Annotated in this window: 24 protein-coding genes and 7 tRNA genes; 12 read left to right on the top strand and 19 right to left on the bottom strand. The window is 70.6% G+C overall.

Features of this window, described 5'->3' with window-relative positions; translation table 11 throughout:
- The first annotated feature begins 81 nt into the window (after nt 1-81).
- A complete protein-coding gene (locus GPZ80_RS01110; protein WP_187217828.1) occupies nt 82-960 on the top strand; it encodes a poly(ethylene terephthalate) hydrolase family protein in 879 nt (292 codons plus the stop codon).
- Nucleotides 961-1,013: 53 nt separating this feature from the next.
- On the opposite strand, the gene GPZ80_RS31965 is transcribed toward GPZ80_RS01110, so the two are convergent.
- Together GPZ80_RS31965 and GPZ80_RS31960 are read right to left on the bottom strand one after the other, a co-directional pair.
- Nucleotides 1,014-1,328: an IS110 family transposase gene (locus GPZ80_RS31965; RefSeq protein WP_222718739.1), complete on the bottom strand. Its 315-nt coding sequence runs from the start codon at nt 1,326-1,328 to the stop codon at nt 1,014-1,016.
- A 58-nt stretch (nt 1,329-1,386) separates the two neighbouring features.
- Nucleotides 1,387-1,533, bottom strand: coding sequence for a hypothetical protein (locus GPZ80_RS31960; RefSeq protein WP_222718738.1), 147 nt, complete (start codon nt 1,531-1,533; stop codon nt 1,387-1,389).
- Nucleotides 1,534-1,748: 215 nt separating this feature from the next.
- Here GPZ80_RS31960 and GPZ80_RS01100 point away from each other — a divergent pair, with 215 nt between their 5' ends.
- From GPZ80_RS01100 to GPZ80_RS01085, 4 genes are all read left to right on the top strand, one after another.
- The gene (locus GPZ80_RS01100; protein WP_187217827.1) at nt 1,749-2,267 is read left to right on the top strand and encodes a ribbon-helix-helix protein, CopG family; all 519 of its coding nucleotides are present in this window, start codon (nt 1,749-1,751) and stop codon (nt 2,265-2,267) included.
- Nucleotides 2,268-2,344: 77 nt separating this feature from the next.
- Nucleotides 2,345-3,193: a DUF4097 family beta strand repeat-containing protein gene (locus tag GPZ80_RS01095; protein WP_187217826.1), complete on the top strand. Its 849-nt coding sequence runs from the start codon at nt 2,345-2,347 to the stop codon at nt 3,191-3,193.
- A 20-nt stretch (nt 3,194-3,213) separates the two neighbouring features.
- Nucleotides 3,214-4,167 (top strand): ATP-binding cassette domain-containing protein, encoded by a 954-nt coding sequence (locus GPZ80_RS01090; protein WP_187217825.1) that lies wholly within the window; start codon nt 3,214-3,216, stop codon nt 4,165-4,167.
- A complete protein-coding gene (locus tag GPZ80_RS01085) occupies nt 4,164-4,979 on the top strand; it encodes an ABC transporter permease (RefSeq protein WP_187217824.1) in 816 nt (271 codons plus the stop codon). Before GPZ80_RS01090 ends, GPZ80_RS01085 begins: the two co-directional genes overlap by 4 nt.
- Nucleotides 4,980-5,023: 44 nt before the next feature.
- On the opposite strand, the gene GPZ80_RS01080 is transcribed toward GPZ80_RS01085, so the two are convergent.
- The 8 genes from GPZ80_RS01080 to GPZ80_RS01045 all read right to left on the bottom strand — a co-directional run bounded on the left by GPZ80_RS01080 (nt 5,024) and on the right by GPZ80_RS01045 (nt 6,705).
- Nucleotides 5,024-5,094 (bottom strand) — tRNA-Cys (locus tag GPZ80_RS01080).
- Nucleotides 5,095-5,261: 167 nt separating this feature from the next.
- Nucleotides 5,262-5,348: transfer RNA gene (locus GPZ80_RS01075), tRNA-Ser, on the bottom strand.
- 69 nt (nt 5,349-5,417) lie between these two features.
- Nucleotides 5,418-5,503: transfer RNA gene (locus GPZ80_RS01070), tRNA-Ser, on the bottom strand.
- A 33-nt stretch (nt 5,504-5,536) separates the two neighbouring features.
- Nucleotides 5,537-5,608, bottom strand: a tRNA-Glu gene (locus tag GPZ80_RS01065).
- A gap of 37 nt (nt 5,609-5,645) precedes the next feature.
- Nucleotides 5,646-5,718, bottom strand: a tRNA-Arg gene (locus GPZ80_RS01060).
- Between the two features lie 5 nt (nt 5,719-5,723).
- Nucleotides 5,724-5,806: transfer RNA gene (locus GPZ80_RS01055), tRNA-Tyr, on the bottom strand.
- Nucleotides 5,807-5,898: 92 nt separating this feature from the next.
- Nucleotides 5,899-5,967, bottom strand: a tRNA-Trp gene (locus GPZ80_RS01050).
- 366 nt (nt 5,968-6,333) lie between these two features.
- Entirely contained in the window at nt 6,334-6,705 is a 372-nt protein-coding gene (locus tag GPZ80_RS01045; protein ID WP_187217823.1) for an SGNH/GDSL hydrolase family protein, read from the bottom strand.
- Between the two features lie 590 nt (nt 6,706-7,295).
- Here GPZ80_RS01045 and GPZ80_RS01040 point away from each other — a divergent pair.
- Nucleotides 7,296-12,746, top strand: coding sequence for an ATP-binding protein (locus GPZ80_RS01040; protein ID WP_187217822.1), 5,451 nt, complete (start codon nt 7,296-7,298; stop codon nt 12,744-12,746).
- 163 nt (nt 12,747-12,909) lie between these two features.
- Here GPZ80_RS01040 and GPZ80_RS01035 read toward each other — a convergent pair whose 3' ends face one another.
- Nucleotides 12,910-13,209, bottom strand: coding sequence for a DUF1905 domain-containing protein (locus GPZ80_RS01035; protein WP_187217821.1), 300 nt, complete (start codon nt 13,207-13,209; stop codon nt 12,910-12,912).
- Between the two features lie 99 nt (nt 13,210-13,308).
- On the opposite strand from GPZ80_RS01035, the gene GPZ80_RS01030 reads away from it, so the two are divergent.
- Together GPZ80_RS01030 and GPZ80_RS33250 are read left to right on the top strand one after the other, a co-directional pair.
- Nucleotides 13,309-13,773, top strand: coding sequence for a DUF4383 domain-containing protein (locus GPZ80_RS01030; RefSeq protein WP_187217820.1), 465 nt, complete (start codon nt 13,309-13,311; stop codon nt 13,771-13,773).
- A gap of 75 nt (nt 13,774-13,848) precedes the next feature.
- Complete coding sequence (locus GPZ80_RS33250) at nt 13,849-13,980, top strand: hypothetical protein (RefSeq protein WP_281401129.1); 132 nt, start codon at nt 13,849-13,851, stop codon at nt 13,978-13,980.
- Nucleotides 13,981-13,982: 2 nt separating this feature from the next.
- On the opposite strand, the gene GPZ80_RS01025 is transcribed toward GPZ80_RS33250, so the two are convergent.
- From GPZ80_RS01025 to GPZ80_RS01015, 4 genes are all read right to left on the bottom strand, one after another.
- Complete coding sequence (locus tag GPZ80_RS01025) at nt 13,983-14,336, bottom strand: hypothetical protein (RefSeq protein WP_187217819.1); 354 nt, start codon at nt 14,334-14,336, stop codon at nt 13,983-13,985.
- Complete coding sequence (locus GPZ80_RS32340; protein WP_312880048.1) at nt 14,333-14,608, bottom strand: CPBP family intramembrane glutamic endopeptidase; 276 nt, start codon at nt 14,606-14,608, stop codon at nt 14,333-14,335. Before GPZ80_RS32340 ends, GPZ80_RS01025 begins: the two co-directional genes overlap by 4 nt.
- The gene (locus GPZ80_RS32335) at nt 14,609-15,106 is read right to left on the bottom strand and encodes a hypothetical protein (protein ID WP_246476628.1); all 498 of its coding nucleotides are present in this window, start codon (nt 15,104-15,106) and stop codon (nt 14,609-14,611) included.
- A 275-nt stretch (nt 15,107-15,381) separates the two neighbouring features.
- Nucleotides 15,382-15,990, bottom strand: coding sequence for a hypothetical protein (locus GPZ80_RS01015; protein WP_187217818.1), 609 nt, complete (start codon nt 15,988-15,990; stop codon nt 15,382-15,384).
- 183 nt (nt 15,991-16,173) lie between these two features.
- Between GPZ80_RS01015 and GPZ80_RS01010 the strand changes: the two genes are divergently transcribed.
- The 3 genes from GPZ80_RS01010 to GPZ80_RS01000 all read left to right on the top strand — a co-directional run bounded on the left by GPZ80_RS01010 (nt 16,174) and on the right by GPZ80_RS01000 (nt 19,379).
- Nucleotides 16,174-17,364 carry an NAD(P)/FAD-dependent oxidoreductase gene (locus GPZ80_RS01010; protein WP_187217817.1) on the top strand — a complete coding sequence of 397 codons (1,191 nt, stop codon included), beginning with the start codon at nt 16,174-16,176 and terminating at the stop codon, nt 17,362-17,364.
- Between the two features lie 10 nt (nt 17,365-17,374).
- Entirely contained in the window at nt 17,375-18,310 is a 936-nt protein-coding gene (locus GPZ80_RS01005; RefSeq protein WP_187217816.1) for a sigma-70 family RNA polymerase sigma factor, read from the top strand.
- Between the two features lie 298 nt (nt 18,311-18,608).
- Nucleotides 18,609-19,379 (top strand): SGNH/GDSL hydrolase family protein, encoded by a 771-nt coding sequence (locus GPZ80_RS01000; RefSeq protein WP_187217815.1) that lies wholly within the window; start codon nt 18,609-18,611, stop codon nt 19,377-19,379.
- A gap of 66 nt (nt 19,380-19,445) precedes the next feature.
- Here the strand turns inward: GPZ80_RS01000 and GPZ80_RS00995 are convergent, their stop codons facing one another.
- Nucleotides 19,446-19,649, bottom strand: a complete 204-nt coding sequence (locus tag GPZ80_RS00995; RefSeq protein WP_187217814.1) for a cold-shock protein — start codon at nt 19,647-19,649, stop codon at nt 19,446-19,448.
- A 387-nt stretch (nt 19,650-20,036) separates the two neighbouring features.
- Here GPZ80_RS00995 and GPZ80_RS00990 point away from each other — a divergent pair, with 387 nt between their 5' ends.
- Entirely contained in the window at nt 20,037-20,204 is a 168-nt protein-coding gene (locus GPZ80_RS00990) for a hypothetical protein (protein WP_187217813.1), read from the top strand.
- A 19-nt stretch (nt 20,205-20,223) separates the two neighbouring features.
- Here GPZ80_RS00990 and GPZ80_RS00985 read toward each other — a convergent pair whose 3' ends face one another.
- The 3 genes from GPZ80_RS00985 to GPZ80_RS00975 all read right to left on the bottom strand — a co-directional run bounded on the left by GPZ80_RS00985 (nt 20,224) and on the right by GPZ80_RS00975 (nt 24,742).
- On the bottom strand, nt 20,224-21,165 hold the full coding sequence (locus GPZ80_RS00985; RefSeq protein ID WP_187217812.1) for a TolB-like translocation protein: 942 nt from the start codon (nt 21,163-21,165) through the stop codon (nt 20,224-20,226).
- Entirely contained in the window at nt 21,162-22,370 is a 1,209-nt protein-coding gene (locus GPZ80_RS00980; RefSeq protein ID WP_187217811.1) for an MFS transporter, read from the bottom strand. The genes GPZ80_RS00985 and GPZ80_RS00980 overlap by 4 nt, the downstream gene beginning before the upstream one ends.
- A gap of 65 nt (nt 22,371-22,435) precedes the next feature.
- On the bottom strand, nt 22,436-24,742 hold the full coding sequence (locus tag GPZ80_RS00975) for a choice-of-anchor J domain-containing protein (RefSeq protein WP_222718737.1): 2,307 nt from the start codon (nt 24,740-24,742) through the stop codon (nt 22,436-22,438).
- Nucleotides 24,743-24,763 lie beyond the last annotated feature (21 nt).

Genomic DNA, 24,763 nt, shown 5'->3' with positions numbered 1-24,763 from the left:
CCGATGCGCCCGGGCTCCGGGCGCGCCGATGCTGGCTTCCGCGTCCAGTCGACAGGCTCTTCGACAAAGGAGTACGAAGCAGTGCGACGAAACCAGAAATCCCTCGCGGGCCTCGCCTTGGCGATCGCCGCCGCCACCACCTTCGGCGTGGTCTCCGGCACCGCACAGGCGGCGGAGAACCCGTACGAGCGCGGCCCCGCGCCGACCACCTCCAGCATCGAGGCCACGCGCGGCTACTTCGCCACGGCGGAGACCACCGTCTCCAGGTACTCGGTGACCGGATTCGGCGGCGGCTCCATCTACTACCCGACGAGCACCGCCCAGGGCACCTTCGGCGCGGTCGCCGTCTCCCCCGGCTACACCGCCGGCAAGGACTCGCTGGCCTGGCTCGGCCCGCGGGTGGCGTCGCAGGGCTTCGTGGTGTTCATCATCGACACCAACAGCGTCTACGACCAGCCCGCATCCCGCGGCGACCAGTTACTCGCCGCGCTCGACTACCTGACCCAGCGCAGCTCCGTGCGCACCCGGATCGACCCGACCCGCCTCGGCGTCATGGGCCACTCCATGGGCGGCGGCGGATCGCTGGACGCCTCGGTCAAGCGGCCGAGCCTGCAGGCGGCGGTGCCGATCACGCCGTGGAACACCGACAAGACCTGGGGCGGCTCCCGCGTCCCGACTTTCATCGTGGGCGCGGAGAACGATTCCATCGCCCCGGTGAGCAGCCACGCCGAGCCGTTCTACCAGTCGCTGACGGCCGCCCCGGAGAAGGCGTACCTGGAGGCCAACGGCGCGAGCCACTTCTACCCGAACTCGCCCGACACCACGCTGGCCAAGTACGTCATCTCGTGGCTCAAGCGGTTCATCGACAACGACACCCGCTACGAGCAGTTCCTCTGCCCGCCACCCGCGCGTGGCACCGCGATCGAGGAGTGGCGCTCCACCTGCCCGCACCTCTCCTGAGGTGAAGCACCCCGCCCGGCGTGCCGGGCGGGGTGACTCTCACCCCCCACGGGTCAACTAGTCCGAGAATGAGTGGTGAGTCGGTGGCGACAGCTTCTCCACCCGTTGCTTTCCGCCGAGCGGGCCGCCACCAGGTCGCACCGGTAGCGGGTGAGATCGCGCAGCATGCGGATCGGCGGTGGCGACACGAAGCTGGGACGCAGCATCTGCCGCTCGGCGACCTTGCATAACCAGACCGCGTCCAATCGGTCGGTCTTGGGGTGCCCTGGCAGGTGCTTGACGTCTTTGGCGTTGACCAGCCACACCGCGAACCCGGCTGCCTCCAGCAGTTGGAACGGTGGCTTCCAGTCGTCGCCGGTCGCCCCCATCCACCCGGGTCACGCCCAGAGCGGCCAGCATGTCGACCATGCCCAGCAGGGGCCGGTGTCATCGTGGAATAGTCCGAACCTCTTGCATCCGCCGCCCGCGCGGCCCGTCCCCGGGGACACGCACGCAGCACACCAACTCGGCCTTGCCGATGTCGAGCGCCGCGACCCGCTCGATGACCTCGTGATCATCCGGTGTCTCTTCCACACCCACCACCCTCACTGATCGTTGGGCGGTCGCCCGCAGAAGCCGCTCGCCGCAGCCCGCGTCCGGGTGGTCGCGCTGGCGAAAGCAGTTTGCGGCGTGGCGCCGCAGGTGGATCGCGGTGAGCCATGGCGCAGTTGAACTGCAAATGAGCCAGATTGGTGCCATTTTGGGCCAATCTGGTTGCACGTGGTGCCATGAGGTGCCATAGTGATGCCATGGACCTGACGCCGTATGTGGATTCGCTCGGTCGTGAGCTGTTGACGGTCGCCGAGACCGGTGGTGGAGACACCAGTGCCCTAGTCGAGCGGTTGACCGTGTCGATGGAGTCGGCGATCCGGCTCACGCTGCTGGAGGCGCTGTCGGCCGCCGCCGACGAGATCACCCGTGACCTGGCGCCCGGGTCGGTGCAGGTGCGGCTGCGTGGCCGCGACCCGAACTTCGTCGTAACAGCGGGCCAGGTGGAGCAGCCGGTCGAGGACGACTCGGACCGTGGCGCGGCGCCGGTCGAGGATGCCGTCGCGGGTTTCGACGACGGGCCGGCGACGCGGATCAATGTTCGGCTTCCCGAGCAGCTCAAGGCCGCGATCGAGGAGGCGGCGGGCCGGGAAGGCCGCTCGGTCAACGCGTGGCTGGTCCGGGCCGCCTCCACCGCGCTGCAGGCCCCCGAACGCGACCTCGGGTCCGACCGGCGCGGCAAGCGCGGCGCACAGCGCTACACCGGCTGGGCGCGCTAGCCCTAAGCGGGCACTCACACACACCCAAGCCCCGGACCCGCGGGGATGTTCTTCCGACACATCATGAGGGGACAGCCATGCCTGTTTTCGCCACTCCGGAACCGATTTCCGTCACCATCGAACTGTCCGTCGGGGACGTGCGGATCGTCGCCGGCGACCGGACCGACACCGTCGTCGAGGTGCGGCCGAGCGACGAGGCCGACGTCTCCGACGTCGAGGCCGCGCAGAAGACCCGCGTCGAGTACGCCGACGGCACCCTGCTGGTGCGCGGGCCGAAGTCCCGCGCCCTCGACTTCTCCAAGAAGTCGCGGTCGGTCGACGTGCTGATCGAACTTCCCACCGGCTCCCAGGTGCACAGTGACCTGTCGGTCGCCGACGTCCGCGGCACCGGTGTGCTGGGCGAGTGCCGGTTCAAGACCTCGGTCGGCCACTTCCGCCTCGACCGGACCGGCGCGCTGCGCCTGGACACCTCCGGCGGCCACGTCACCGTCGACGCGGTCGCGGGCGACGCCGAGATCGCCACCGGCACCGGCCGGATCCACATCGGACAGATCGACGGCACGGCGGTCATCAAGAACTCCAACGGCGACACCGACCTCGGCACCGTCACCGGCGAGCTGAAGGTTCGCTCGGCCAACGGCGACATCACCGTCGAGCGGGCCGATGCCCGGGTGGAAGCCAAGACCGCCAACGGAAGCATCCGCATCGGCGAGGTCGTGCGCGGCTCGGTCGTCATGAACACCGCGACCGGCGACCTCGAGGTCGGTGTCGCCGACGGCACGGCCGCGTGGCTCGACCTGAACACCGGGCACGGGCGGGTGCACAAGTCGCTGGACGACGCGGGCGCCGGACCGGAGAAGTCCGAGGAGACCGTCGAAGTCCGTGCCCACACCTCTTACGGCGACATCACCGTCCGCCGTTCCTGATTCACAAGGGGGATCCACTCATGACCACCAGCCAGCCCGCGATCACGGCCACCGGCCTGCGCAAGTCGTTCGGCGAACACGTCGTGCTCGACGGTATCGACCTGCGTGTACCGCGGGGAACCGTTTTCTCCCTGCTCGGCGCCAACGGCGCGGGCAAGACCACCACGGTCAAGATCCTGTCCACCCTGATCGGCGCGACCGGGGGCGCCGCGGTGGTCGCGGGCCACGACGTGGCCGCCGATCCCGACGCGGTCCGTGCCGCGATCGGTGTCACCGGGCAGTTCTCCGCCGTCGACAACCTGTTGACCGGCCAGGAGAACCTGATCCTGATGGCGGACCTGCACCACCTCGGCCGGGCGGCGGGCAGGCGCCGCGCCGCCGAGTTGCTCGAACAGTTCGACCTGGTCGAAGCGGGCAAAAAGACGGCATCCACCTACTCCGGTGGGATGCGGCGGCGGCTCGACCTGGCGATGACCCTGGTCGGCTCGCCGCAGGTGATCTTCCTCGACGAGCCGACCACCGGCCTGGACCCGCGCAGCCGCCGCGGCATGTGGCAGATCGTCCGCGACCTCGTGGCGGGCGGCGTCACCATCTTCCTCACCACGCAGTACCTGGAGGAGGCCGACGAACTCGCCGACCGGATCGCGGTCCTGGAGCACGGCAGGATCGTCGCCGAGGGCACCGCTGACGAACTCAAGCGGCGCATCCCCGGCGGCCACGTCCTGCTGCGGTTCGCCGAGGTCCGCGACCTCGAATCCGCCGCCCGCGCGTTGGGCCAGGTCTCGCGCGACAGTGAGGCGCTCGACCTGCGGGTGCCGCACGACGGCAGCCTCCGCTCGCTCAAGGCCCTGCTCGACCGGCTCGACGGCGCGTCGGTCGAGGTCGACTCGCTGAGCGTGCACACCCCCGACCTCGACGACGTCTTCCTCGCCCTCACCGGCAACCCCAAGAACGAGAAGGTGACCTCCCGATGAGCACCATGACCAGCACCGTCGACAAGTCGATGATGTACGCCCTGACCGACTCCGCGACCATGCTTCGCCGCAACCTCAAACGAATGCTGCGCTACCCGTCGATGACGGTCTTGCTGATCGGGATGCCGATCGTCTTCCTGCTGCTGTTCGTCTACGTCTTCGGCGGCGCTCTCGGCGCCGGGATCGGCGGCGCGGCGGGCGGACGTGCCGAATACCTCGACTACGTCACCCCGGCGATCATCCTGATGACGATCTCCTCAGCGGTCCAGGGCACCTCCATCTCGGTCGCCATGGACATGACCGAGGGCATCGTCGACCGGTTCCGCACCATGGCCATCGCCCGCGTGTCCGTCCTCACCGGACACGTCGTCGGCAGCCTCATCCAGACCATGCTCGCCATCACGGCGGTCCTCGGTGTCGCGCTGGCCATCGGGTTCCGGCCCTCAGCCGGCGTCGGCGACTGGCTCGCCGTCGTCGGTGTCCTGGTGATGATGGCCTTCGCCTTCATCTGGCTGTCGGTCGCGCTCGGCCTGGCCAGCAAGAGCGTCGAGGCGGCGAGCAACGTCGGCATGCCGCTGGTGCTGCTTCCGTTCCTCGGCAGCGGATTCGTCCCGACCGACTCGATGCCCATGGTGCTGCGCTGGTTCGCCGAGTACCAGCCGTTCACCCCGCTCATCGAGACCCTGCGGGGGCTGCTGATGGGCACGCCGATCGGAAACAACGCCGCCATCGCGGTCGGTTGGTGCGTCGTCATCGCCCTCGGCGGCTACCTGTGGTCGACGAAGCTGTTCAACCGCGAATCCAGCCGCTAGTCAGTCCGCCTCCCCGGAATTTCAGGTTGGGGTCACGGGGGTTGAGGCCCACCCGGGAGTCGAACCCGGTGTCGACGGCGTTGCAGGCCGCCTCACGACCGTCGTGACGTGGGCCGGGCAGGCTCGGTGCCGGATGTTGGTCGCGCGCCCTGGTGTCGATCCAGGTGACCCGGGGTTATGAGTCCCGGGCGGTTGCCGAACCGCGCGCGGTGTGGAATGGCGACGTGCCCCCGGCAGGCTCTGTTGAGTTGGGCCGGTGACCCGCGGTGCCGCGAACGGCGGCGGAGGATGCAGGGATCGAACCTGCGCGACGCTCTCACGCCGACCGCCGTTTTCGAGACGGCTGCCTTACCACTCGGCCAATCCTCCCGGTGCGACAACGGTTTGCTGTCGCTGGTCGATCCGGGCGTGGACCGCTGTTGTCCACTTCGTCGTGCGCGGAGGGCGCGCGGATCGAACGCGCGCCGGATCATGTCCGGACCGCGGCTTAGCAAGCCGGTGCCTTACCGCTCGGCCGGCCCTCCTTGATCGTGTGTGCCCCTGTTCGGGGCACCGCGCAGCCGGCCAGGGACTCGAACCCTGTACTCCGCGGTGAAAGTGCGGCGGCCTAACCCACAGCCCCGCCGGCCATCCGAAGCGCCGCGGACACCCCTGTCCGCGGCGCCGTACCCCCAGCCGGAGTCGAACCGGCGCACGACGGCGTCGGAGGCCGCTGCTCTGTCCGCTGAGCTACAGGGGTGTGCGTGGTGGAGGGTGGAGTCGAACCACCTGTGCCCTCTCGGGCGCCCGGTTTACAGCCGGGTCGGGCTCCGCAGCCCGCCTCCACCAAGGCCTGGCCAGCCTCGAAGCGAGGGGACCAGGACCATGGATGCTCCGCTGTGAAGTTGTCGAAATACGCACGCGCCACTGGCGCACAAAGCATCGACGGAAGGAATCGAACCCCCGGAATACGGTTTTGGAGACCGCTTCGCCGCCACGGCTCGCCGACTTGCCCCGGGCATGGGAAACAAAGAAGCCGCCCACTCGGTTTCCCGATGGACGGCTCCCTCACATGACGTGTCTACGCCATCGGCGGGGAGCCTGACCTGCTCAGCTGCGACCGTTCGATCCACATGGACTCGACGACACGGAGATTCCACAAGCACGCGGCACGGCTCGCACAGCTATAACAGCTACGCGTTCCTCGCTTCCACATGCTCGTCATGTCGATCTCCTTCGTCGGTGTTGGAACGATCGTGTCGCACAAAACCCGATGGGTCAATCAGTTTTCAGTTCCCGGGTCATGACCGGGCTCCGTTTCCGGTGTCAGACGGGAATGGCCCGCGCCGAGCACGGGATCGGTCGCGGATGGCGGTCACCGAAAGTCCAAAGTGGACATACCAGTCCGAGTCGCGGCCCTCGTCGCACGACCCGGTCCGGTCACCGACCACTCAGCGGCCCATTGCCGCCAGCGCCTGCCGGGCCTGGTTCCGTGTCCCCAACGCATGGGGTGCGCGGGCAACGGCCCCTGAGGCGAAACGCCCTCCATCCACTTGACACCAGGGAACTGGCAGACGTCATGGCCGATGCCGTCGGCGTAGGTGTCCACGCAAGTCGCGCCGTTGGTCGCGGCCACGCCGGACAGCACGGCGTTCAGGAGCTTGGTGATGTCGCGCAGGCACGGCGCGTCGCCCGAGGCGATCGGCACCAGCGCCCGGCAGTCGCTCCCGCCCTCCGGCATGATCACCGGGTCACCGGGATCTCGGCGAACGGGATGTCGTTGCCGCCGATGCCGACCGTGACCAGCCGGTGTGCGGATTCAGGGCGTTGAACTGCGGGCCCACGACGCCGAACCGATTGCAGGTCATGTGAACGGTCGTGGCGGCCCCACAGGTCACGTCAGTGAAACTCGCGGGCTTCGCGGCCTTGGAGACCAGCGAGGGATAGCTGTGGTCGGACCTGGTGTACAGCAGATCGACCTGATTCGGGCACGCCGCTCGCCGATCATTCCCACTTTCCCGGCCGGAAGCGGCGAAATCGAGCGACCCGCACGACGCCGTTCCCGACAAGGAATTCACTCCGCTTGTAGGGACGACGCACGCTTCGACCGCCTCCCTCGGGTGAACTCGGATTCATTACTTTGAGGGGAAGGCGGCGCAGCGGACCCGCGACACCGTGACGGCATATCGCGACGCTCACCGAGTGTGACTCGATACAGTCAGCTGTCGACAGCGGGCAACGCCAGTTCTGCTCACTCGTCGACAAGATGCCGCCAGACACCCGCCCCGGAGCGCCACATGCTCAGGGGCGACGTCGAGGAGAGGGAAGGTCGGTCGGATGTTCCGCCGTATCGCGATCGTCAACCGCGGAGAGGCCGCGATGCGGCTCATCCATGCCGCCCGGGAGCTGGCCGCGCAGACGGGGACGGCGATCGAAACGGTCGCTCTGCACACCGACGTCGACCGCAACGCCACGTTCGTCCGCGCGGCCGACGTCGCCTACAACCTGGGGCCCGCCTCGGCCCGCCCCTACCTCGACCTGAAGGTGCTCAAGCAGGCGCTGGTCGAGACTCGGGCCGACGCCGCCTGGGTGGGCTGGGGCTTCGTCGCCGAGGACCCGGCGTTCGCCTCGCTCTGCGAGGAGGTCGGCGTCACCTTCGTCGGACCGAGCGCCGACGCGATGCGCAAGCTCGGCGACAAGATCGGCGCGAAGCTGATCGCCGAGGAGGTCGGCGTGCCCGTCGCGCCGTGGAGCCGCGGGCCGGTCGAGTCGCTCGACGCCGCGCTGTCGGCCGCGGCCGGAATCGGCTACCCACTGATGCTCAAGGCCACCGCGGGCGGCGGCGGGCGCGGTATCCGCGTCGTCACCACCGACGCCGACCTGGCCGAGGCCTACGAGCGCACCAGCCAGGAGGCGGCGCGGGCGTTCGGCAGCGGAGTCGTGTTCCTGGAGCGCCTCATCACCGGCGCCCGGCACGTCGAAGTGCAGGTGATCGGCGACGGCCAGGGCACCGCGTGGGCGCTTGGCGTGCGTGACTGCTCGATCCAGCGGCGCAACCAGAAGATCATCGAAGAGTCGGCGTCCCCGGTGCTCAGCGCCGAGCAGACCGCCGAGCTCAAGGCGTCCGCCGAGCGGCTTGCCGTCGCGGTCGGCTACCGCGGCGCCGCCACCGTGGAGTTCCTGTATCACCCCGGCGACAAGGTGTTCGCGTTCCTGGAGGTCAACACCCGGCTGCAGGTGGAGCACCCGATCACCGAGGCCACCACGGGATTCGACCTGGTGAAGGCCCAGCTGTGGGTGGCGTCGGGGAACCGGCTGGAGGGCGAGCCGCCGGTCGAGCGCGGACACGCCGTCGAGGCCCGGCTCAACGCCGAGGACCCGGACCGCGACTTCGCGCCCTCCCCCGGCCGCATCGTCCGGATGGAACTGCCCTCGGGCCCCGGCATCCGGGTCGACACCGGCGTGCGCGAGGGCGACACCATCCCCGCCGACTTCGACTCGATGATCGCGAAGATCATCGCCCACGGCCGCGACCGGACCGAGGCGCTGGGCAGGCTGCGCCACGCCATGGCCGCCACCACGGTGATCATCGACGGCGGCGCGACCAACAAGAGCTTCGTGCTCGACCTGCTCGACCAGCCCGAGGTCATCGACGCCAGCGCCGACACCGGTTGGATCGACCGGGTCCGCGGGGAGGGCAGGCTCGTCTCCCAGCGCCACTCCGCCGTCGCCATCGCCGCGGCCGCCATCCAGGCCTATGAGGAAGAGGAAGGCGTCGAACAGCAGCGGCTGCTGTCCACCGCGTTCGGCGGCAGGCCGCAGGTGCGGCACGAGAGCGGCCGCGGGCTCGACCTCAAGCTGCGTGGCGCCACCTACCGCGTCCGGGTCACCCGGGTCGCGGCCCACCGGTTCCGGGTCGGCATCGAGGCCGGCCGCGATGTCCGCACCGCCGACGTCGAACTCGACCGCTTCGACCAACACGCCGGGCGGATCCGCGTCAACGGCGCCGCGCACCGCCTGCTCCTGGGCACCGCGGGCCCGGTGGTCCTGGTCGAGGTCGACGGTGTCGCGCACCGGGTCAGCCGCGACGAGGGCGGCGTGCTGCGCTCCCCCGCCCCGGCGCTGGTCGTGGCCACCCCGGTCGCGGCCGGGTCGGAGGTGGAGGCCGGGGCACCGGTGTTGGTGCTGGAGAGCATGAAGATGGAGACGGTGCTGCGGGCGCCGTTCGCCGCCCGGATCAAGGAATGCGCCGTGGCGGTGGGCAGCCTGGTGGAGACCGGCGCCCCACTGCTGCGGCTGGAACCCCTGGAGGACAACGGCGGCGCCGCCGCCGATGCCGGGGCCGACGACCAGGTGGACTGGGACCTCGCGGACCGCCCGGACGTCTCGGCGGGCGACCGCCTACAGGACCTGTGCGGGCAGTTGCTCGGCTACGATGTCGACCCCCAGGACGAGGGCGGCATCCTGCAGGAGTACCTCGCGGCGCGGGAGGCGGGCGCGCGGCAGCTGGCCGCGGAAGTGCGCCTGATGACCATTTTCGCCGATCTCGCCGACCTGAGCCGCAACCGGCCGGCGGGCGAGGACATCAGCGGTGAGAGCCACCTGCACAGCGCCCGCGAGTACTTCCACACCTACCTGCAGAGCCTCGACGTGGAGCGGGCCGGGCTGCCGGAGCGGTTCCAGGCCAAGCTCGCCAAGGCGCTGAGCCACTACGGCGTCACCGATCTGGAACGCACCCCGGAGCTGGAAGCCGCCGTGTTCCGGATCTTCCTCGCCCAGCAGCGGGCGACCACCGACGCCGGCGTCGTCGCGACCCTGCTGCGTTCCTGGCTGCGGGAGCCGCCGCCGGACGAGGCGCTGCGCGAGCCCGTCGGGCTCGCCATGGAACACCTGATCGCCGCCACCCAGGTGCGGTTCCCGGTGGTCTCCGACCTGGCGCGCGGTGTCGTGTTCGCCTGGCTCGGCCAGCCGATGCTGCGCCGCAACCGGGCCCGGGTCTACGCCGACGTCCGCAAGCACGTGCGCTACCTGGCCGCCAACCCGGACGCCCCGGACCGCGACGAGCGGATCTCCCAGATGGTGCGGACCACCGAACCCCTGGTGCGGGTGCTGAGCCAGTACCTCGAGCGGAACGCGCGCGACAACGCGATCATGCTCGACGTGCTGACCCGGCGGTACTACGGCAACAAGCGCCTGGTCGGTATCCAGACCAGTGTGGTCTCCGACCGCACCTACGTGACCGCCGAGCGCACCGACTTCACCGTGGTGTCCACCGCGGCCCGCCACGACGACCTGCCGGAGGCGCTGCGGGGTCTCGGCACGCTGGCCGCGGGCGCGGGTCAGCTGGAGGCCGACATCTACCTGGCGTGGCGCAGCCAGCCGGAGGACGCCGCCGACCTGGCCGCGCAGTTGGCCACGGTGGTCAGCGCGCACCCGCTGCCCGCGCAGGTCCGCAGGCTCACCCTCACCGTCGCGGGGCGCGGCGGCGACGTCATGCACCAGCACATCACCTTCCGCCCGTCGGACAGTGGGTCGGACAGTGCAATGGTGGAGGACCGGCTGATCCGCGGCCTGCATCCATACATCGCCCAGCGGATGCAGCTGGAGCGGCTACGCGAGTTCGACCTCACCCGACTGCCCTCGGCCGACGAGGACGTGTACCTGTTCCACTGCGTCGCCCGGGAGAACCGCGCCGACGAGCGGCTGGTGGCCTTCACCCAGGTCCGAGACCTGGTCGGGCTGCGTGACCACGACGGCCGCCTGGTGGCGCTGCCGACCGCGGAGAACACCCTGGCGACCTGCCTGGACTCGATCCGCCGGGCCCAGGGCATGCGGCCCGCGGCGGCGCGGTTCAACACCAACCGGATCGTGGTCTACGTCTGGCAGACCAGCGACATCACCCCGGTCGAGCTGGAGCAACTGGCCAACCGGATCCTGCCCACCACCGCGGGAGCGTGCCTCGAGGAGATCGAGTTCATCCTCCGGCAGCGCAACCCGAAAACCGGTGACCTGGTGCGGATCGCGCTGCGGATCACCTTCGACGCCACCGGCCGCCCGACTCTCGCCTTCGGCGAGCCGTCCGACGAGCCGGTCCTGCCGCTGGACAGCTACCGGCAGAAGGTGGTGCGGGCCAGCAGCCGCAACACGGTGTACCCCTACGAGATCACCCGCATGATCGGCGAGTTCACCGAACACGACCTCGACGAGAACCATGCGCTGGCGCCGGTGGACCGGCCCAGGGGGAAGAACACCGCGGCCATCGTCGCGGGCGTCGTGCGGACCCCGACCGCGCGGCACCCGCAGGGTGTCACCCGCGTCGTGCTGCTCGGCGACCCGACCACCTCGCTCGGCGCGCTGGCCGAACCGGAGTGCCGCCGAGTGATCGCCGCGCTGGACCTCGCCGAGCGGCTGCGGGTGCCGGTGGAGTGGTACACGGTCTCCTCCGGCGCCCGGATCTCCATGGAGTCGGGCACCGAGAACATGGACTGGGTGGCCGCCGCGCTCAAGCGGATCGTCACGTTCACCCAGGACGGCGGCGAGATCAACATCGTGGTCGCGGGCATCAACGTGGGCGCCCAGCCGTACTGGAACGCCGAAGCGACGATGCTCATGCACACCAAGGGAATCCTGGTGATGACACCGGACTCGGCCATGGTGCTCACCGGCAAGCAGTCGCTGGACTTCTCCGGCGGTGTCTCCGCCGAGGACAACTTCGGCATCGGCGGCTACGACCGGGTGATGGGCCCCAACGGGCAGGCGCAGTACTGGGCGCCGGACCTGGCCGCGGCCCGGGACCTGCTGATGTCGTACTACGACCACACCTATGTCGCCCCCGGCGAGGACGGTCCCCGCCGGGTCGAGACCACCGACCCGCGCGACCGCGATGTCACGGGCTATCCGCACCGGGCACCGGGCAGCGACTTCTCCAGCGTCGGGGAGATCTTCTCCGCCGAGACGAACCCGGACCGGAAGAAGGCCTTCGACATCCGGGTCGTGATGCGGGCGCTGTCCGACCAGGACCGGCCGGTGCTGGAACGCTGGGCGGGCATGGCCGACGCCGAGACGGCGGTCGTGCAGGACGCCCACCTGGGCGGCATCCCGGTCTGCATGGTGGGGATCGAGTCGCGCTCGGTGCAGCGCCGCGGCTTCCCTCCCACCGACGGCCCGGACACCTACACCTCGGGCACGCTGTTCCCGAAGTCGTCGAAGAAAGTGGCCCGGGCGATCAACGCGGCCAGCGGCAACCGGCCGCTGGTGGTGCTGGCGAACCTGTCCGGGTTCGACGGCTCACCGGAGTCGATGCGCAGACTCCAGCTGGAGTACGGCGCGGAGATCGGGCGGGCGATCGTGAACTTCCGCGGCCCCATCGTGTTCTGCGTGATCTCCAGGTACCACGGCGGCGCGTTCGTGGTGTTCTCCAAGGCGCTGAACCCGAACATGACGGTGCTCGCGTTGGAGGGCTCGTTCGCGTCCGTGCTCGGCGGCGCCCCCGCCGCGGCCGTGGTCTTCACCCGCGACGTCGCGGCCCGCATCGCGGCCGACCCGCGGGTGCGGGACCTTGAGGCCCGCAGCGCCGCGGCAACCGGCGCGGACCGGGCGGCGCTGACGGCCGAACTCGACGAACTGCGCGCCACGGTCCGGGCCGAGAAACTCGGTGAGGTGGCGGGCGAGTTCGACCGGGTCCACAACATCGGCCGCGCGGTCGAAGTCGGTTCGGTCGATGCCGTGATCCGGGCCGCCGAGCTGCGACCGCGGGTCATCGAGGCGATCGAAGCCCACTTGGCGTAGGCGTTTCGGGATGAGCGGGGCGGCACCGCCCCGCTCATCCCGGTCTTCATCGACTCATCGCGCATCCGTCCACATCGGACTGGCGGCGCACCGCGTCGTGCTTGGTCGACTGGGGGGAGCCAGTGACTACGCCCAAGACCACCACGGCTCAGCGCAGTAGGGGTCAGAGATCGAGCACTTCCACTGAGACCGCCGCGACGTCGCCAGCGCCGAGACCCTCGGCGCGGCGCACGGCCCGCTTGACCGCAAGCACGTAAACGCCCCGCCCCTTGTCGGGGAAAACCGACGTCGTCCACGTGGTGGCGCCCACGGTGGCCCGCACCCGTACCGACCCGAAGCCGCGAGGCGGACCGGTCACGTCACGGATCTCCTCGGACGCGTCGGCAGGCAGGCTCACGAAAGTCCAGCTGTCCGCGCGCCGGGCATCCCACTCCCACAGCTCGGCATCGAAGTCCACCACCACGGCCGCACCATCGCACACCGCACCGACAATCCGCGGCTTTCGCCGCGCCCCGGGCGGGCGCACGATGGAGGGACACACGAGGTGAGGGAGGCGATGGTGATGGCACACGCGCACGCACACCACATCCCGGCCGCCGACGAGGCGGCGTCCAGGGGATTCGCCCGGGAAGCCGCGTTCTTCCTCGGTCTGGTCTTCATCGCGCTGGGTCTGGCGGGCTTCGTGCCCGCGACGGTCACCGGCAACGAGTCGATGGGCTTCGCGGGCCCCGAGCGGCCGGGGCTGCTGTTCGGGATGTTCGCCGTGTCCGTTCTGCACAACCTGATGCACCTCGGGTTCGGGCTGCTCGGGCTGCTGATGTCCCGCGGCACCGTGGCGGCCCGGTTGTTCCTGGTCGGCGGCGGGGCGGCCTACCTGCTGCTCGGCGTCTACGGCTTGGCCGTCGCCGACAGCAGTGCGGCCAACCTGCTCCCCACCAACACCGCCGACGACGTGCTGCACCTGGTCCTCGGGGCGACGATGCTGACCCTGGAATGGGTCAGCGGACCACCGGACCTCGAGGGCTGAGCAGACCGGACACCACCTGCGAAGGCGGCGACCGGCGCGCACACTGGAGCCCGACGCCGATCACAAGGGGTTGCCATGAGCGAGCTTCCGCAGGATCCAGCAGAGGACGAGCGGCAGGGAAGCCTCCACGACCACGTCCGCACCGACGGGGAGATCGGCGTCGACGACGCCTTGGGCACCGCGGACGACCCGGACCCCCAGGGCTGATCTCACCCGGGCTCGACCTTGCTCACCGCGAACGGGATGCCCTGCTGGCAGTAGCTGACCAGATCCGGGGCGGGCCTGCCCTCCACGATCACCTCGACGCCCACGGGCACCACGACGCCATCGCCTGCGAGCAACAGGTACTGCCCGCCGTCTGCCGTCAGCACACGGCAACCCGCTTCCACACCCTCCTGCACCACACCCCGCAGCCTCATCACCGGATCCGACCGAGTCGTGGACGCCGCGGTCGTCGATGACGAGGTCGGCGCGGGCGAACCGCCCGGCGGGTCACCCGAGGATCCGCCGCACGCGGCCACCAACGACGCCGCCACCACGGGCCACCACAGTGTCGACCTCATCCGGACACCTCCACGGGTAGTGCCCCCGTCGTGAGCAGGAGCAGGGCGAGCGCGGGCAGGAAGTTGTTCGCCTGGTGCGCGACGACGCTGGTGAGCAGGTTGCCGGTGAACATCCGGGCCAAGCCGACCGGGATGGAGATGACCAGCAGCAACGGCGTGCGCAGCAGCTCCAGGTGGGCGATGGAGAACAGCGCGCTGGTGACCGCGAAGATCACCCACCGGTTCCACCGCCAGTGTTCCAACCCACGCCAGAGGACGCCGCGGAAGACCACTTACTCGCCCAGCGGTGCGAGCAGCCAGACAACCAGGAACACCCCGATCGCCGTGGCCGGGGCCAAGGTCCGGCCCGCGAACGCCTCACCGACCGCCGAGTTCGCCTCCTCGTCCCCGACCCACGAGGACCAGAGCGCCGCCGCCGGGATGGTGACGACCAGCCCGCCGAACCCGATCGCGGCGCCCAACCCGACATCCCGCGCACGCCAGCGGAAAGCGAGTTCGCGCGCGACCCGTCCCGGCCGTGGCCCACCGCCGACGAGCGCGGTGCCCGCCACCGCCGTCACGGCGGCCAGCGCTGTGGGCACCACCAGCACGGCCAGCAGCGCGGGCAGCGGCAGCGGCCCGTCGCGCACCGAGAACGCCGCCAACACCACCACCGCCGACGCCAGCCACACCAGTTGCGCCGCGACGAACACCGCGAGCATCAGCAGCCCGGCGCGCCGCCCCCGAGGCGGCGCCACCTCGCGGGTGGCCGACCACGTATCGTTCCGCACTCTTCCACTCTCCTACTCCGCGGCGCTTCCCGCCGGGCAGCCGCGAGCGCGGTGCACCGAGAATTCACAACCTGGACCAGTCCGCCGAGAAGTTCCCTGTCGACGGCGGGCAACCACGGGTCGCGGCGATCCACTCCTCTCGTGCGCGGAGCCGCGAACCGTTTCGCCGCGTCTCGGGTCGCCACCACCGCGCTCCCCAGGTCCTCTGCGTCCGCCCACTGACCGACACCGCCGAGGCGGCTGTGCACGAAGCCCGCCACGGCGTCGCGTAGCGCTCAGTCGACGAGGTCGGACCAGAATCCCCGGAAGTGCCGCCACACGTCGCGGTCGCACGGGGGCGGTTTCGGCGACAGCCAGGAAGTCGGTTCGTCGGCGAGGTCCTCGGCGCAGGTCTGGGCGGCGGTGGGCAGCCACAGGCCGACCGCCACACTGGCCGCCAACACCGCGCCGCTGGCCCACCTGACCGCGGCCCGGTTCACCATCAGCCCGGCGACCAGCGCGAACGCCGCGGACACGGCGACAACGGCGACGAAGTCCAGGTCGACCCCAGGCTCAAGCGCCTCGGTCACGGACCCGACGAACACCGCGACGGGGAGGCCGCCGAGCGTGACGACGCCGGTCCAGGCAAGCCTGCCGCGCGGGGTGGCGGTGAGGGCGGAACCGCGCCCGCACACTGATCCCGCGAGCAACACCGATACCGCGAGCAACCCCAAGGCGATCAGCGCGGCAACCACCCCGGACCGCACCTGGAACAGCCACGCGAAGGTCGCCACCTGCACGGCCAGGAACACCCCGACGACCGCCGCCACCCAGACACCGACGAGTTGGCCCGCCACACTCCGCCACGTCGCCCGCGCCACGGGCGCGTCCACCCGCTGATCCACGCCGGCAGTGTGCCCGGCCCCATGCCGCCCTGTCCGCGAAACGCGAAACCCCGCGCGGAGACTCTCGGCTCGACCGGCTGACCGAACCGGCGGGGGCATGCGTGATCCACGCCATAGTCGACCCTGTCAGGAATCTGGGGCCTGTCTCGTTCAGAGGCCGAACGAACAGACAGGAGAAGCACCATGCGACACCGCATCGTCGTCCTCGGAGCCGGTTACGCCGGAGCCTCCGCCGCCGGATACCTCGCCCGCCACCTGCACCCCGACGACTTCGAGATCACCGTCGTCAACGCCGAAGCCGACTTCGTCGAGCGGATGCGCCTGCACCAACTCGCGGCGGGCCACGAACTGCGCCGCTTCGGGTTGGCGGAGATGTTCGCGGGCACCGGCATCCGGCTGCGCCTGGCGCACGTCACCGCTGTCGACGCCGAGCGCCGGACCGTCACCGTGACCGACGGCGAGGGGACCGGCCAACTCGAATACGACACGCTTCTCTACTCGCTGGGCAGCACGTCCGCGGGCCACGACGTCCCAGGCGTCGACGAGCACGCCTTCCACGTCGCCGGGCAGCAGGCGGCGCTGCGGCTGCGCGGGCGACTGGACGGCCTGGGCGAGAACGGGACCGTCCTGGTCGTCGGCGGGAACCTGACCGCGATCGAGGTGGCCACCGAGATCGCCGAGGCCTGGCCGGGGCTGCGGGTCACCCTGGCCACCACCGACGAGTTGGGCGGCTGGCTGGGTCCGAAGGCTCGGCGTCACCTGCTGCGGGCCTTCGAGCGGTTCGGCATCGAGGTCCACGAGCACACCACCGTCGAACACGTCACGGCGACAGGGGCGGTCGCCGCCGACCGCACCACTTTCCTCGCCGACGCGACCGTGTGGGCGGCGGGCTTCGTCGTCCACCCGATCGCCGCCGCGAGCGGTCTCGCCGTGGAGGACGACGGCCGGATCACCGTCGACCGGATGATGCGGTCCGTCTCCCACTCGGAGGTCTATGCGGCAGGCGACAGCGTCCGCGCCCTCGGCGACAACGGTAGGGCGCTGCCGATGTCCTGCGCCACGGCGGGATTCACCAGGATGCAGGCGACCGCGGCGATCATCGGGGACCTGACCGGCCGCAAGCCGTCGAAGACCCCGTTGGCGTACCCGGGCAACTGCATCAGCCTCGGCGAGAAGGACGGGATCTTCCAGGTGGTCGACCGCGAGGCGCGGTCGAAGTCCTGGGCTCTACGCGGTTGGCCGGCCGCGCGCGTCAAGGCGTTCGTGCTCAAGAACGTCACCTGGAACATGCACCACCCGACGTACGGATTGCCTGCCCGCAAGCGCAGGCTGAGCACCGCCGCCGACCGCTCCCCCGAGTCGGTCGACGCCTAGAGTCGCCCTTATGGACACCGCCACCGTGGAGCGTTTCGAGGCCAACCGGAACCGGTTGGCCTCGCTCGCGTACCGCCTGCTCGGCTCGGCCGCCGACGCCGAGGACGCGGTGCAGGACGCGTTCCTGCGCTGGCAGGCCGCTGACCGCTCCCACATCGAGGTGCCCGAGGCGTGGCTGACCAAGGTGGTCACCAACCTGTCCCTCGACCGGCTGCGTTCGGCGAAGACGCGCCACGAACGCGCGGTCGGAGACTGGCTGCCCGAACCACTCCTCGACGGCGACCCGATGCTGGGGCCCGCCGAAACCGCCGAGCAGCGCGAATCGGTGACGTTGGCGGTGTTGACGCTGATGGAGCGCCTCTCGCCGATCGAGCGCGCCGTCTATGTCCTGAGGGAAGCCTTCTCGCACACTCACGCCGAGGTGGCCGAGATCCTCGACATCTCCGAGTCCGCGAGCCAGCAGCACGCCCACCGGGCCCGCCGCCACGTCGCCGCCGGGCGCCACGTCGCCGCGGTCGACCGCGCCTCCGCCCGCCGAATCGTCGAGGCGTTCCTCGACGCCGCCTCCTCGGGCCGCACCGACCGGCTGCTGGCGCTGCTGACCGACGACGCCACCGCGGTCACCGATGGCGCCGGGCTGGCGGGCAAGCTCCTGCGGTACTCGGTCCCCGAACGGGTCGCCGCGATGGTGCGCGCGGGCTACAAGCCGACCCCGGCGAAGCGGAAGCTGATCGGCGGCTCCCCCGACTTCCACGCCGCCGTGGTCAACGGCTCCCCCGCGGTGATCGCCACCCTCGACGACCGGGTCCTGGGCGTGGTGGTCCTCGAGATCCGCGACGACAAGATCTCGGCTGTGCGCTCCATGGCCGCGCCGGCGAGACTCGGCCGGATCACCGAGGAATGGCGGCGGAGCGAGCACGACGACCCGCTCGTCGCCTCGTGGTGAGGACCGGGGTGGGGGGTGTGCGCTCCTGCCGGTGCTGGTCGTGTCTGGATCGCGCGTGATCTGCTGGGGCGGTCCTCGGCAACCCCGCTCGCAACGCGATGTGTCCGGTCGTGGCGGCGGCTGCGGGGCCGGGTACCAACGCGAATCGGACGCACGTCCGTCCAGCGGCACTCGGGCGTGGCAGCGCCCACCCCTTCGCTCGCCGCGGAGGTCGCCGTGTGCCTCGATTTGGTGAGCGCGCTCCACAAACGGGTTAACCAATCCCAGCGCGGTTGTCCGCAGTGCTACGACTGCGGGCATGAGCATCGTTGCCGCGTTGGTGTTGAGTCTGGCTGTGGTTCCCGCGCCGGTGGTGTCGGAGTACGTCGCTCTCGGGGACTCGTACGCCGCTGGGGTGGGGAGCGGGGGAAGCTCCCAGTCCGGTTGCGGGCGCAGCGATTTCGCGCACCCGAACCTCTGGAACGACGCCCACTCGCCCGGGGCGTTCGCGTTTCCGGCCTGTTCCGGGGCGACCACGCAACACGTCGTCGACCGGCAGTTGACTTCGCTGTCCGCCCAGACCGAGTTGGTGACGCTCACGATCGGTGGGATGGACGCGGGGTTCACCAAGGTGATGACCACGTGCACGCTGGGCTCGGACCACGGTTGTGAGAAGGCCGTGGCGCGGGCGGAGCAGCTGATCCGGTCCGAGTTGCCTGCGCGGTTCGAGCGATTGTTCCAGGGGATCACGGCCGTCGCGCCGAACGCGAGGGTGGTCGTCCTGGGGTACCCGCGGCTGTTCGAGTCGCGGGGCTGTTCCGGCGGACTGTCGCCCGCCAAGCGCGCCGCGGTGAACAAGGGGGCCGATTCGCTGGCCGAGGTGACCGCTGCGGCCGCCGCCGCGACCGGGAGCGCGGTGACGTTCGTGGACGTCCGGGAGGTGTTCGCCGGGCATGGGATCTGTGGGGACGACCCGTGGGTGCATCCGCTGACGTCGCCGCTGACCGACTCCTACCACCCGACCCGCGCCGGGCAGGCAGGCTACCTGCGGGCCTTGGAGTCCGCGGTGGGCACAGCTCGGCGCGGGTAAGAGCACGACCGGGCTCCCACCCGCGCCGATGGCAGGCCGCCGGGAACCGGCGGCCTGCCACGAAGGCTAGGAGGGAACGATGTTCTCCGCCTGCGGGCCCTTCTGGCCCTGCGTGATGTCGAAGGTGACCTTCTGGCCCTCCTGCAGCTCACGGAAGCCCTGGGCGGCGATGTTCGAGTAGTGGGCGAAGACGTCGGGACCGCCGCCGTCCTGCTCGATGAAGCCGAAGCCCTTTTCGGCGTTGAACCATTTGACGGTTCCGGTGGCCATGTTGTCCTCCATTGAAAGTGGAAATCGGCACCCGCACGTCGCGGGACCGGAGGTGATCGCCGTGGCCCTCAGCGACTCTGAAACGACAAAACGCCCGCGGCTCGCGCTCACGGGCAACCTGCACTTCGGAACCATGACAGCTGGCTTGACGCTACACGGGTAGGCCGATCAGCGCCTGCGGGGGGACACGGGCGAGTGACGGTGGACGAGCGAACCGGCTGATGTGGACACCGGCGCCGAGGACCCCTTACCCACCGCTCAGCGACCCTGGACGGCGCCGGGTAAGGGGTCCTCCCGCCAGGACCGCGCGATCACCCCATGCCAGGCCACCCGCCTCAGCGGCACTGTCCTCATCAACGGAGTTCGAAGCGATGAGGAGACAGGACAATGTGGACCCCCGAAGTACTCAAGGCCGAGGTCGACTACCGGGTGAACGGCACCCGGGACCACACGAGCAGGCCGCACCTGCACGAGGTCAAGCGCACCGCCCCCGCCTGGATCACCCGGGTGCTGCACCGAGGCGGTCCCCGAACCGGAGAACACCCGACCAGGTGACACCGCGCGCCATCTTCACTCAGTCTTGGGTGATGGTCGCCGGCGAGCTGCCCGGACGGAGCAAGCGGGGGCCGCCGGTGCCGTCGGCGGGCACCGCGAACAGGGTCGGGCGGCCGTCGGCGGGTCGGACGTAGGCGATGGTGGTGTCGTCGAGCCAGGCGGGCTGGTCGTCGACGTGGTCCGGTTCGGCGAGGGCGACGTCGGCTCCGGTGGCGAGGTCAAGCACGTGCAGCCGCCAGGTCTGCCCGGTGCGGAATTTGTAGGCGATCCGGCGGCCGTCCGCGGACAGCGACGGGCATTCCACGTTCTCCCGCAGGGCTTCCATCCGACGGGTCCGCAGGTCGCCGCGCATGAGGCGGGTGGTGCCGCCCGACGACATCGTGGCGTAGAAGGTCCGGTCGTCCGCGGCGAAGGTGATGCCCCAGAAGTTGCGGTCCGCGGCCTCGTACACCTTTCCGTCGACGATGGAGGTGTAGTCCTCCAGGGACCCGTGGTGCTCCCCGGTCCGCAGGTCGTAGGCGCCCGCGGTGGTGGAGAAGCCGCCGTCGGCAAGGTAGGAGTCGCCGGAGCGGAACACCGTCCACGCGACCCACCGGCCCGACGCCGACACACGGGTCCGGCTGGGCGTGCCCCAGACCGGGATCACCTTGCGCTCGGTGAGACCGGTGTCGAACACCGCCACCTCGAATCCGCCGGGGATCGCCGCGGGACGCAGGCACGCCAGCACGCCGCCCGCCGTATGCGCCCGTTGGCAGGAGGGCCCAACGCCCAATGGCCGCTCACCGACGGCTTGGCGCACGGTGCCGTCCTCGATGTAGACGAGCGAACCGGCCCGTCCGAGGTCGAGCCGGTCGCCGTCTGCGGTGTGCGCGGTGCTCGCCCGCCAGCCGAGGTAGGCCGCTCCCGCGAGGAGTGTGGTGACGATCAGCGCGGCGCCGATCAGCTTCGGTCGGTCGATCATCGAACCCTCCCCAGCCGGGCGCCCGCGGCGATCGCCGCGCCGAGCAGCACGGCGAGGACCCCGAAGGCGGCTTGCGGTGTGCCGAAATGCAGTGCCGCGCCGACCGCGACCGCGCCGCCCGCTCGGGCCAGTGCCTGCACGGTCTGCACGGCGGCCAGTCCGGTCGAGCGCAGTTCGGCCGGGATCAGTGGACCGACGTGCGCCATCAGGACGCCGTCGGTGGCGGCATAGAACAGGCCGTGCAGCGCCAGCGCCACCGCGGCCGTCGCCCAGCCCACGGAGGTGAGGCCGACCAGGAGGTACGCGGCCGCCAGGAGCCCGTGTCCGACGAGGAACACCCGCCACCGGCCGACCTGGTCGGCGAGCCTGCCCACCGGGGCCGCGGCGAGCAGGAATGTGACCGCCGTGCCCAACGGCAGCAGCGGAAGCAGAGCCGTCGGCAGTTCGCCCCGCTGCTGGATGACGACGTAGAGCACCATGTCGCCGACGGTCACCAGGCCGAGCAGCCCGGCCGCCAGGCACACCCGGCGCGGCCCCATCCCGGCAAGGGCGGCCAGCGCTTTGCGCGGTGACACGCTTTCCTTCGCGGGCGGGGCGGTCGCGGGCGCGTGCACGAAGAACACCAGCACCAGCAGGCCGACCACGCCCAGGCAGAAGCTCGTCACGAACACCGTGTCGAACCCGGTGAACGCGGCGATCAGCGCGACCGCGACCAGCGGTCCGAGCAGCGCGCCCGCGGTGTCCATGCCCCGGTGCACACCGAACGCGCGACCCAGTTGGTCGGCGGGTGTCGCCAGGGTGATCATCGCGTCGCGCGGGCCGGTGCGGATTCCCTTGCCCGCCCGGTCGACCGCGAGGACCGCGCCGATTCCCGCGATGGACCCGCCCGCCGCGGGCAGGGCGAGTTTCGTCATGGCGGAGAGCCCGTACCCGACGGCGGCGACCACTTTCGGCCGCCCCAACCGGTCCGCGCAGTACCCGCCGAGAAGCCGCAGCACCGCGGTGGACCCGGCGTAGAGCCCTTCCACGACGCCGAGGTGGAGGAACCCGACACCGACGCCGTACACGAGGTACATCGGCAGCACCGCGGTGACCATCTCGGCGGAGATGTCGGTGATCAGGCTGACCATGCCGAGCCCGACCACCGTCGCGGGCACGGCGCCCGCGCGGCCGACGACCTCGGGCCTGCTTGTGGAGACGTACATCGTCGTTCGCTCCTTCCCCGGGGGTCGGCCGGGTGGGCGCACATCCCACCCGGCCGACCCTGTGGTCAGCCGATCCGCAAGGCGTCGACCTGGGCTTCGAACAGCGTCGCCGCGCCGCCGTCCCTCGCCTCGATCAGCAGGGCGATCGTGCGACCCGCGTAGGCACTCAGGTCGACGGTGGCCGCCTGCCATGGGCCTGCCACCTCGCTTGGCGCGCCGAGCTTCTCGAACACCGTGGTCACCGCGGAGCCATCCACCACCCGCACCCGCAGGTAGTCGTCCGGGCCCGAATTCAGGTCGTGGGCCATGTTGTAGGAGAAGGTCAGTCGCGGCGCTCCCGACGGCACGGTGATCGCGGGCGATCGGATCGACGTCGACCCGCCGTCGACGTCGTTCGCCCCATGACTCGACCCGGCGAGCCTGCCGGTGTTCAGCGCGTTCGCGCCGTCGACTGTGGTGCCCAGTTGCTTCGCCGTCGCCTCCGGGTCGCCCCGCTCCCACTTGCCGGTGGTGGCGGTGTCCGTGGCCGCCGGGTTGACCGTCCAGCCCTTGTCCGACTCGAAGTCGTCGGCGAACCCGCCCGTCGAGGTGACCGCGACACTGTCGACCTGGGCTTCGAACAGCGTCGGCGGGCCACCGTCCTTCGCCTCGACCAGCAGACTGACCGCCCGCCCCGCGTAGGCACTCAGGTCCACGCTCGCCGTGCGCCACGCGCCGAGCACATCGCTTGGTGTGCCCAGCTTTTCGAACACCGTGGTCACCGCGGAGCCGTCCACCACCCGCACCCGCAGGTAGTCATCCGGCCCGGAGTTCACGTCGTGGGCCACGTTGTAGGAGAACCCGAGACGCGGGGTCCCAGAGGGCACCGTGAAGGAGGGCGACCGGACCGAGGTCGACCCGCCGTCCACATCGTTCGCCCCATACCCGGAACCGGCGGCCCGGCCGGTGCTCAGCGCGCTCACTCCGCCCGCCGCGGTGCCCAGTTGCTTGACACCAGCGGAATTCGCCGTCTGGTCCGGGTCACCGCGCTCCCACTTGCCGGTGGTCGCGCTGTCGGTTCCCGATGGGTTGACCGTCCAGCCCTTGTCCGACTCGAAGTCGTCGGTGAACCCACCCGGCGTGTTGGGATCGGTGACCGTGACGCCCAGATCCGCCGTGTCGGTCAAGCCACCCGAAGTCCCGGTGACCTTCGCCGTCGTGGCGCCTGGAGGTCCGGCGGCCGTGAGGGTGAGGGTCGAGGTGGCCGAGCCGTTGGCCGCCGGAGTCACCGTCGCCGGGCTGAAGGTCCCGGTCACCCCCGCGGGCAGGTTCGCGGCCGACAGGGTCGTCGCGGCGGCGAACCCGTTGCGGCTGTTGACCTTCACTGTCGAGGTCGTCGTGCCGCCCGGCGCGACCGACACCGAGGTCGGGCTGACGGTGACGTCGAACGCGGGCTGCTGGTTGGCCTTCTTGCAGGTGCCGGACACGGTGTCGGTGAACGTCCGGCCCGCGACCGGCACGAACGTGCTGGTGTAGCCGGTGGGGCTCAGGTCGAGCTTGAGCACCCCGTGGGTGTTGGCGTTCTGCCGCTCGGACGGGCCGTCCGAACCGCTCGACATCCCGCGCAGGCTGATGCCGCCGGTTCCCACGACGAGCTGCCGGACCCCGTTGACGTCGTCGCGGGTGCCGTTGGGCCGGGCGGGGGCGAAGCGCTCGTAGTTGTGGTCGTGTCCGCCGAGGATCAGGTCGGCCTTGTGGTCGTAGAGCGCCTGGTACAGCGGGGTCACGGTCGTGTCGTCGCCGTGGCTGCCGTTGCTGAACCGCGGATGGTGCCAGGCCGCGATGGTGCACGGCTGGGTGTTCGCGGCGAGGTCGGCGCGCAGCCACTTCTCCTGCGCCGAGCCCGCGCTCGTCGAGACCTCGGAGTTGAGCGCGATGACGTGCCAGGACCCGATGTTGCGGCTGTAGTAGCCCTTGCCACGCTCGCCCGCGCGCCCATCGGAGGCCCCGACGCCGTTGTAGTAGTCGAAGTAGCCGCGGGCATCGGTGGTGTAGTACTCGTGGTTGCCCGGGGTCGGGTGGGTGATGCTCTTGAACTTGCCCCAGAACGGGTCGTACTTGGACCGGTACTCCGACAGGGAGCCGGAGTCGTAGGTGTTGTCGCCCATGGTGAGGATCGCGTCGGGGTTCATGGCGGTCAGGAGCGCGGCGGTCTGGTCGCACGCGGATCCGCAGATGTCGCCCGCCGCGGCCATCGTGATGGTGACCTGGGCACTGGGGTCGGACTGGGTGACGGGTTGGGGCGCGACGGAATCAGCGGCCGCGACGGCGCCGGACGCCGCCAGCAACACGACGCCGAACGCCGCCGCCGAGTGTGATCGTTTCCATTTCACTGCTGCCTCTTTTCGTTGACG

Source organism: Actinokineospora xionganensis (assembly GCF_014323725.1).
Taxonomy (GTDB): domain Bacteria; phylum Actinomycetota; class Actinomycetes; order Mycobacteriales; family Pseudonocardiaceae; genus Actinokineospora; species Actinokineospora xionganensis.
Note: the sequence above shows the minus strand (reverse complement) of the source record. Positions and strands in the feature narration are given on the sequence as shown.

What these genes read in the sequence shown, in the direction of transcription:
- GPZ80_RS31965 (WP_222718739.1), bottom strand. Translation starts at nt 1,328, where the DNA reads ATGGGGGCGACCGGCGACGACTGGAAGCCACCGTTCCAACTGCTGGAG.
- GPZ80_RS01100 (WP_187217827.1), top strand. Translation starts at nt 1,749, where the DNA reads ATGGACCTGACGCCGTATGTGGATTCGCTCGGTCGTGAGCTGTTGACG.
- GPZ80_RS01095 (WP_187217826.1), top strand. Translation starts at nt 2,345, where the DNA reads ATGCCTGTTTTCGCCACTCCGGAACCGATTTCCGTCACCATCGAACTG.
- GPZ80_RS01090 (WP_187217825.1), top strand. Translation starts at nt 3,214, where the DNA reads ATGACCACCAGCCAGCCCGCGATCACGGCCACCGGCCTGCGCAAGTCG.
- GPZ80_RS01085 (WP_187217824.1), top strand. Translation starts at nt 4,164, where the DNA reads ATGAGCACCATGACCAGCACCGTCGACAAGTCGATGATGTACGCCCTG.
- GPZ80_RS01040 (WP_187217822.1), top strand. Translation starts at nt 7,296, where the DNA reads ATGTTCCGCCGTATCGCGATCGTCAACCGCGGAGAGGCCGCGATGCGG.
- GPZ80_RS01030 (WP_187217820.1), top strand. Translation starts at nt 13,309, where the DNA reads ATGGCACACGCGCACGCACACCACATCCCGGCCGCCGACGAGGCGGCG.
- GPZ80_RS33250 (WP_281401129.1), top strand. Translation starts at nt 13,849, where the DNA reads ATGAGCGAGCTTCCGCAGGATCCAGCAGAGGACGAGCGGCAGGGAAGC.
- GPZ80_RS01025 (WP_187217819.1), bottom strand. Translation starts at nt 14,336, where the DNA reads ATGAGGTCGACACTGTGGTGGCCCGTGGTGGCGGCGTCGTTGGTGGCC.
- GPZ80_RS01010 (WP_187217817.1), top strand. Translation starts at nt 16,174, where the DNA reads ATGCGACACCGCATCGTCGTCCTCGGAGCCGGTTACGCCGGAGCCTCC.
- GPZ80_RS01005 (WP_187217816.1), top strand. Translation starts at nt 17,375, where the DNA reads ATGGACACCGCCACCGTGGAGCGTTTCGAGGCCAACCGGAACCGGTTG.
- GPZ80_RS01000 (WP_187217815.1), top strand. Translation starts at nt 18,609, where the DNA reads ATGAGCATCGTTGCCGCGTTGGTGTTGAGTCTGGCTGTGGTTCCCGCG.
- GPZ80_RS00995 (WP_187217814.1), bottom strand. Translation starts at nt 19,649, where the DNA reads ATGGCCACCGGAACCGTCAAATGGTTCAACGCCGAAAAGGGCTTCGGC.
- GPZ80_RS00990 (WP_187217813.1), top strand. Translation starts at nt 20,037, where the DNA reads ATGTGGACCCCCGAAGTACTCAAGGCCGAGGTCGACTACCGGGTGAAC.
- GPZ80_RS00985 (WP_187217812.1), bottom strand. Translation starts at nt 21,165, where the DNA reads ATGATCGACCGACCGAAGCTGATCGGCGCCGCGCTGATCGTCACCACA.
- GPZ80_RS00980 (WP_187217811.1), bottom strand. Translation starts at nt 22,370, where the DNA reads ATGTACGTCTCCACAAGCAGGCCCGAGGTCGTCGGCCGCGCGGGCGCC.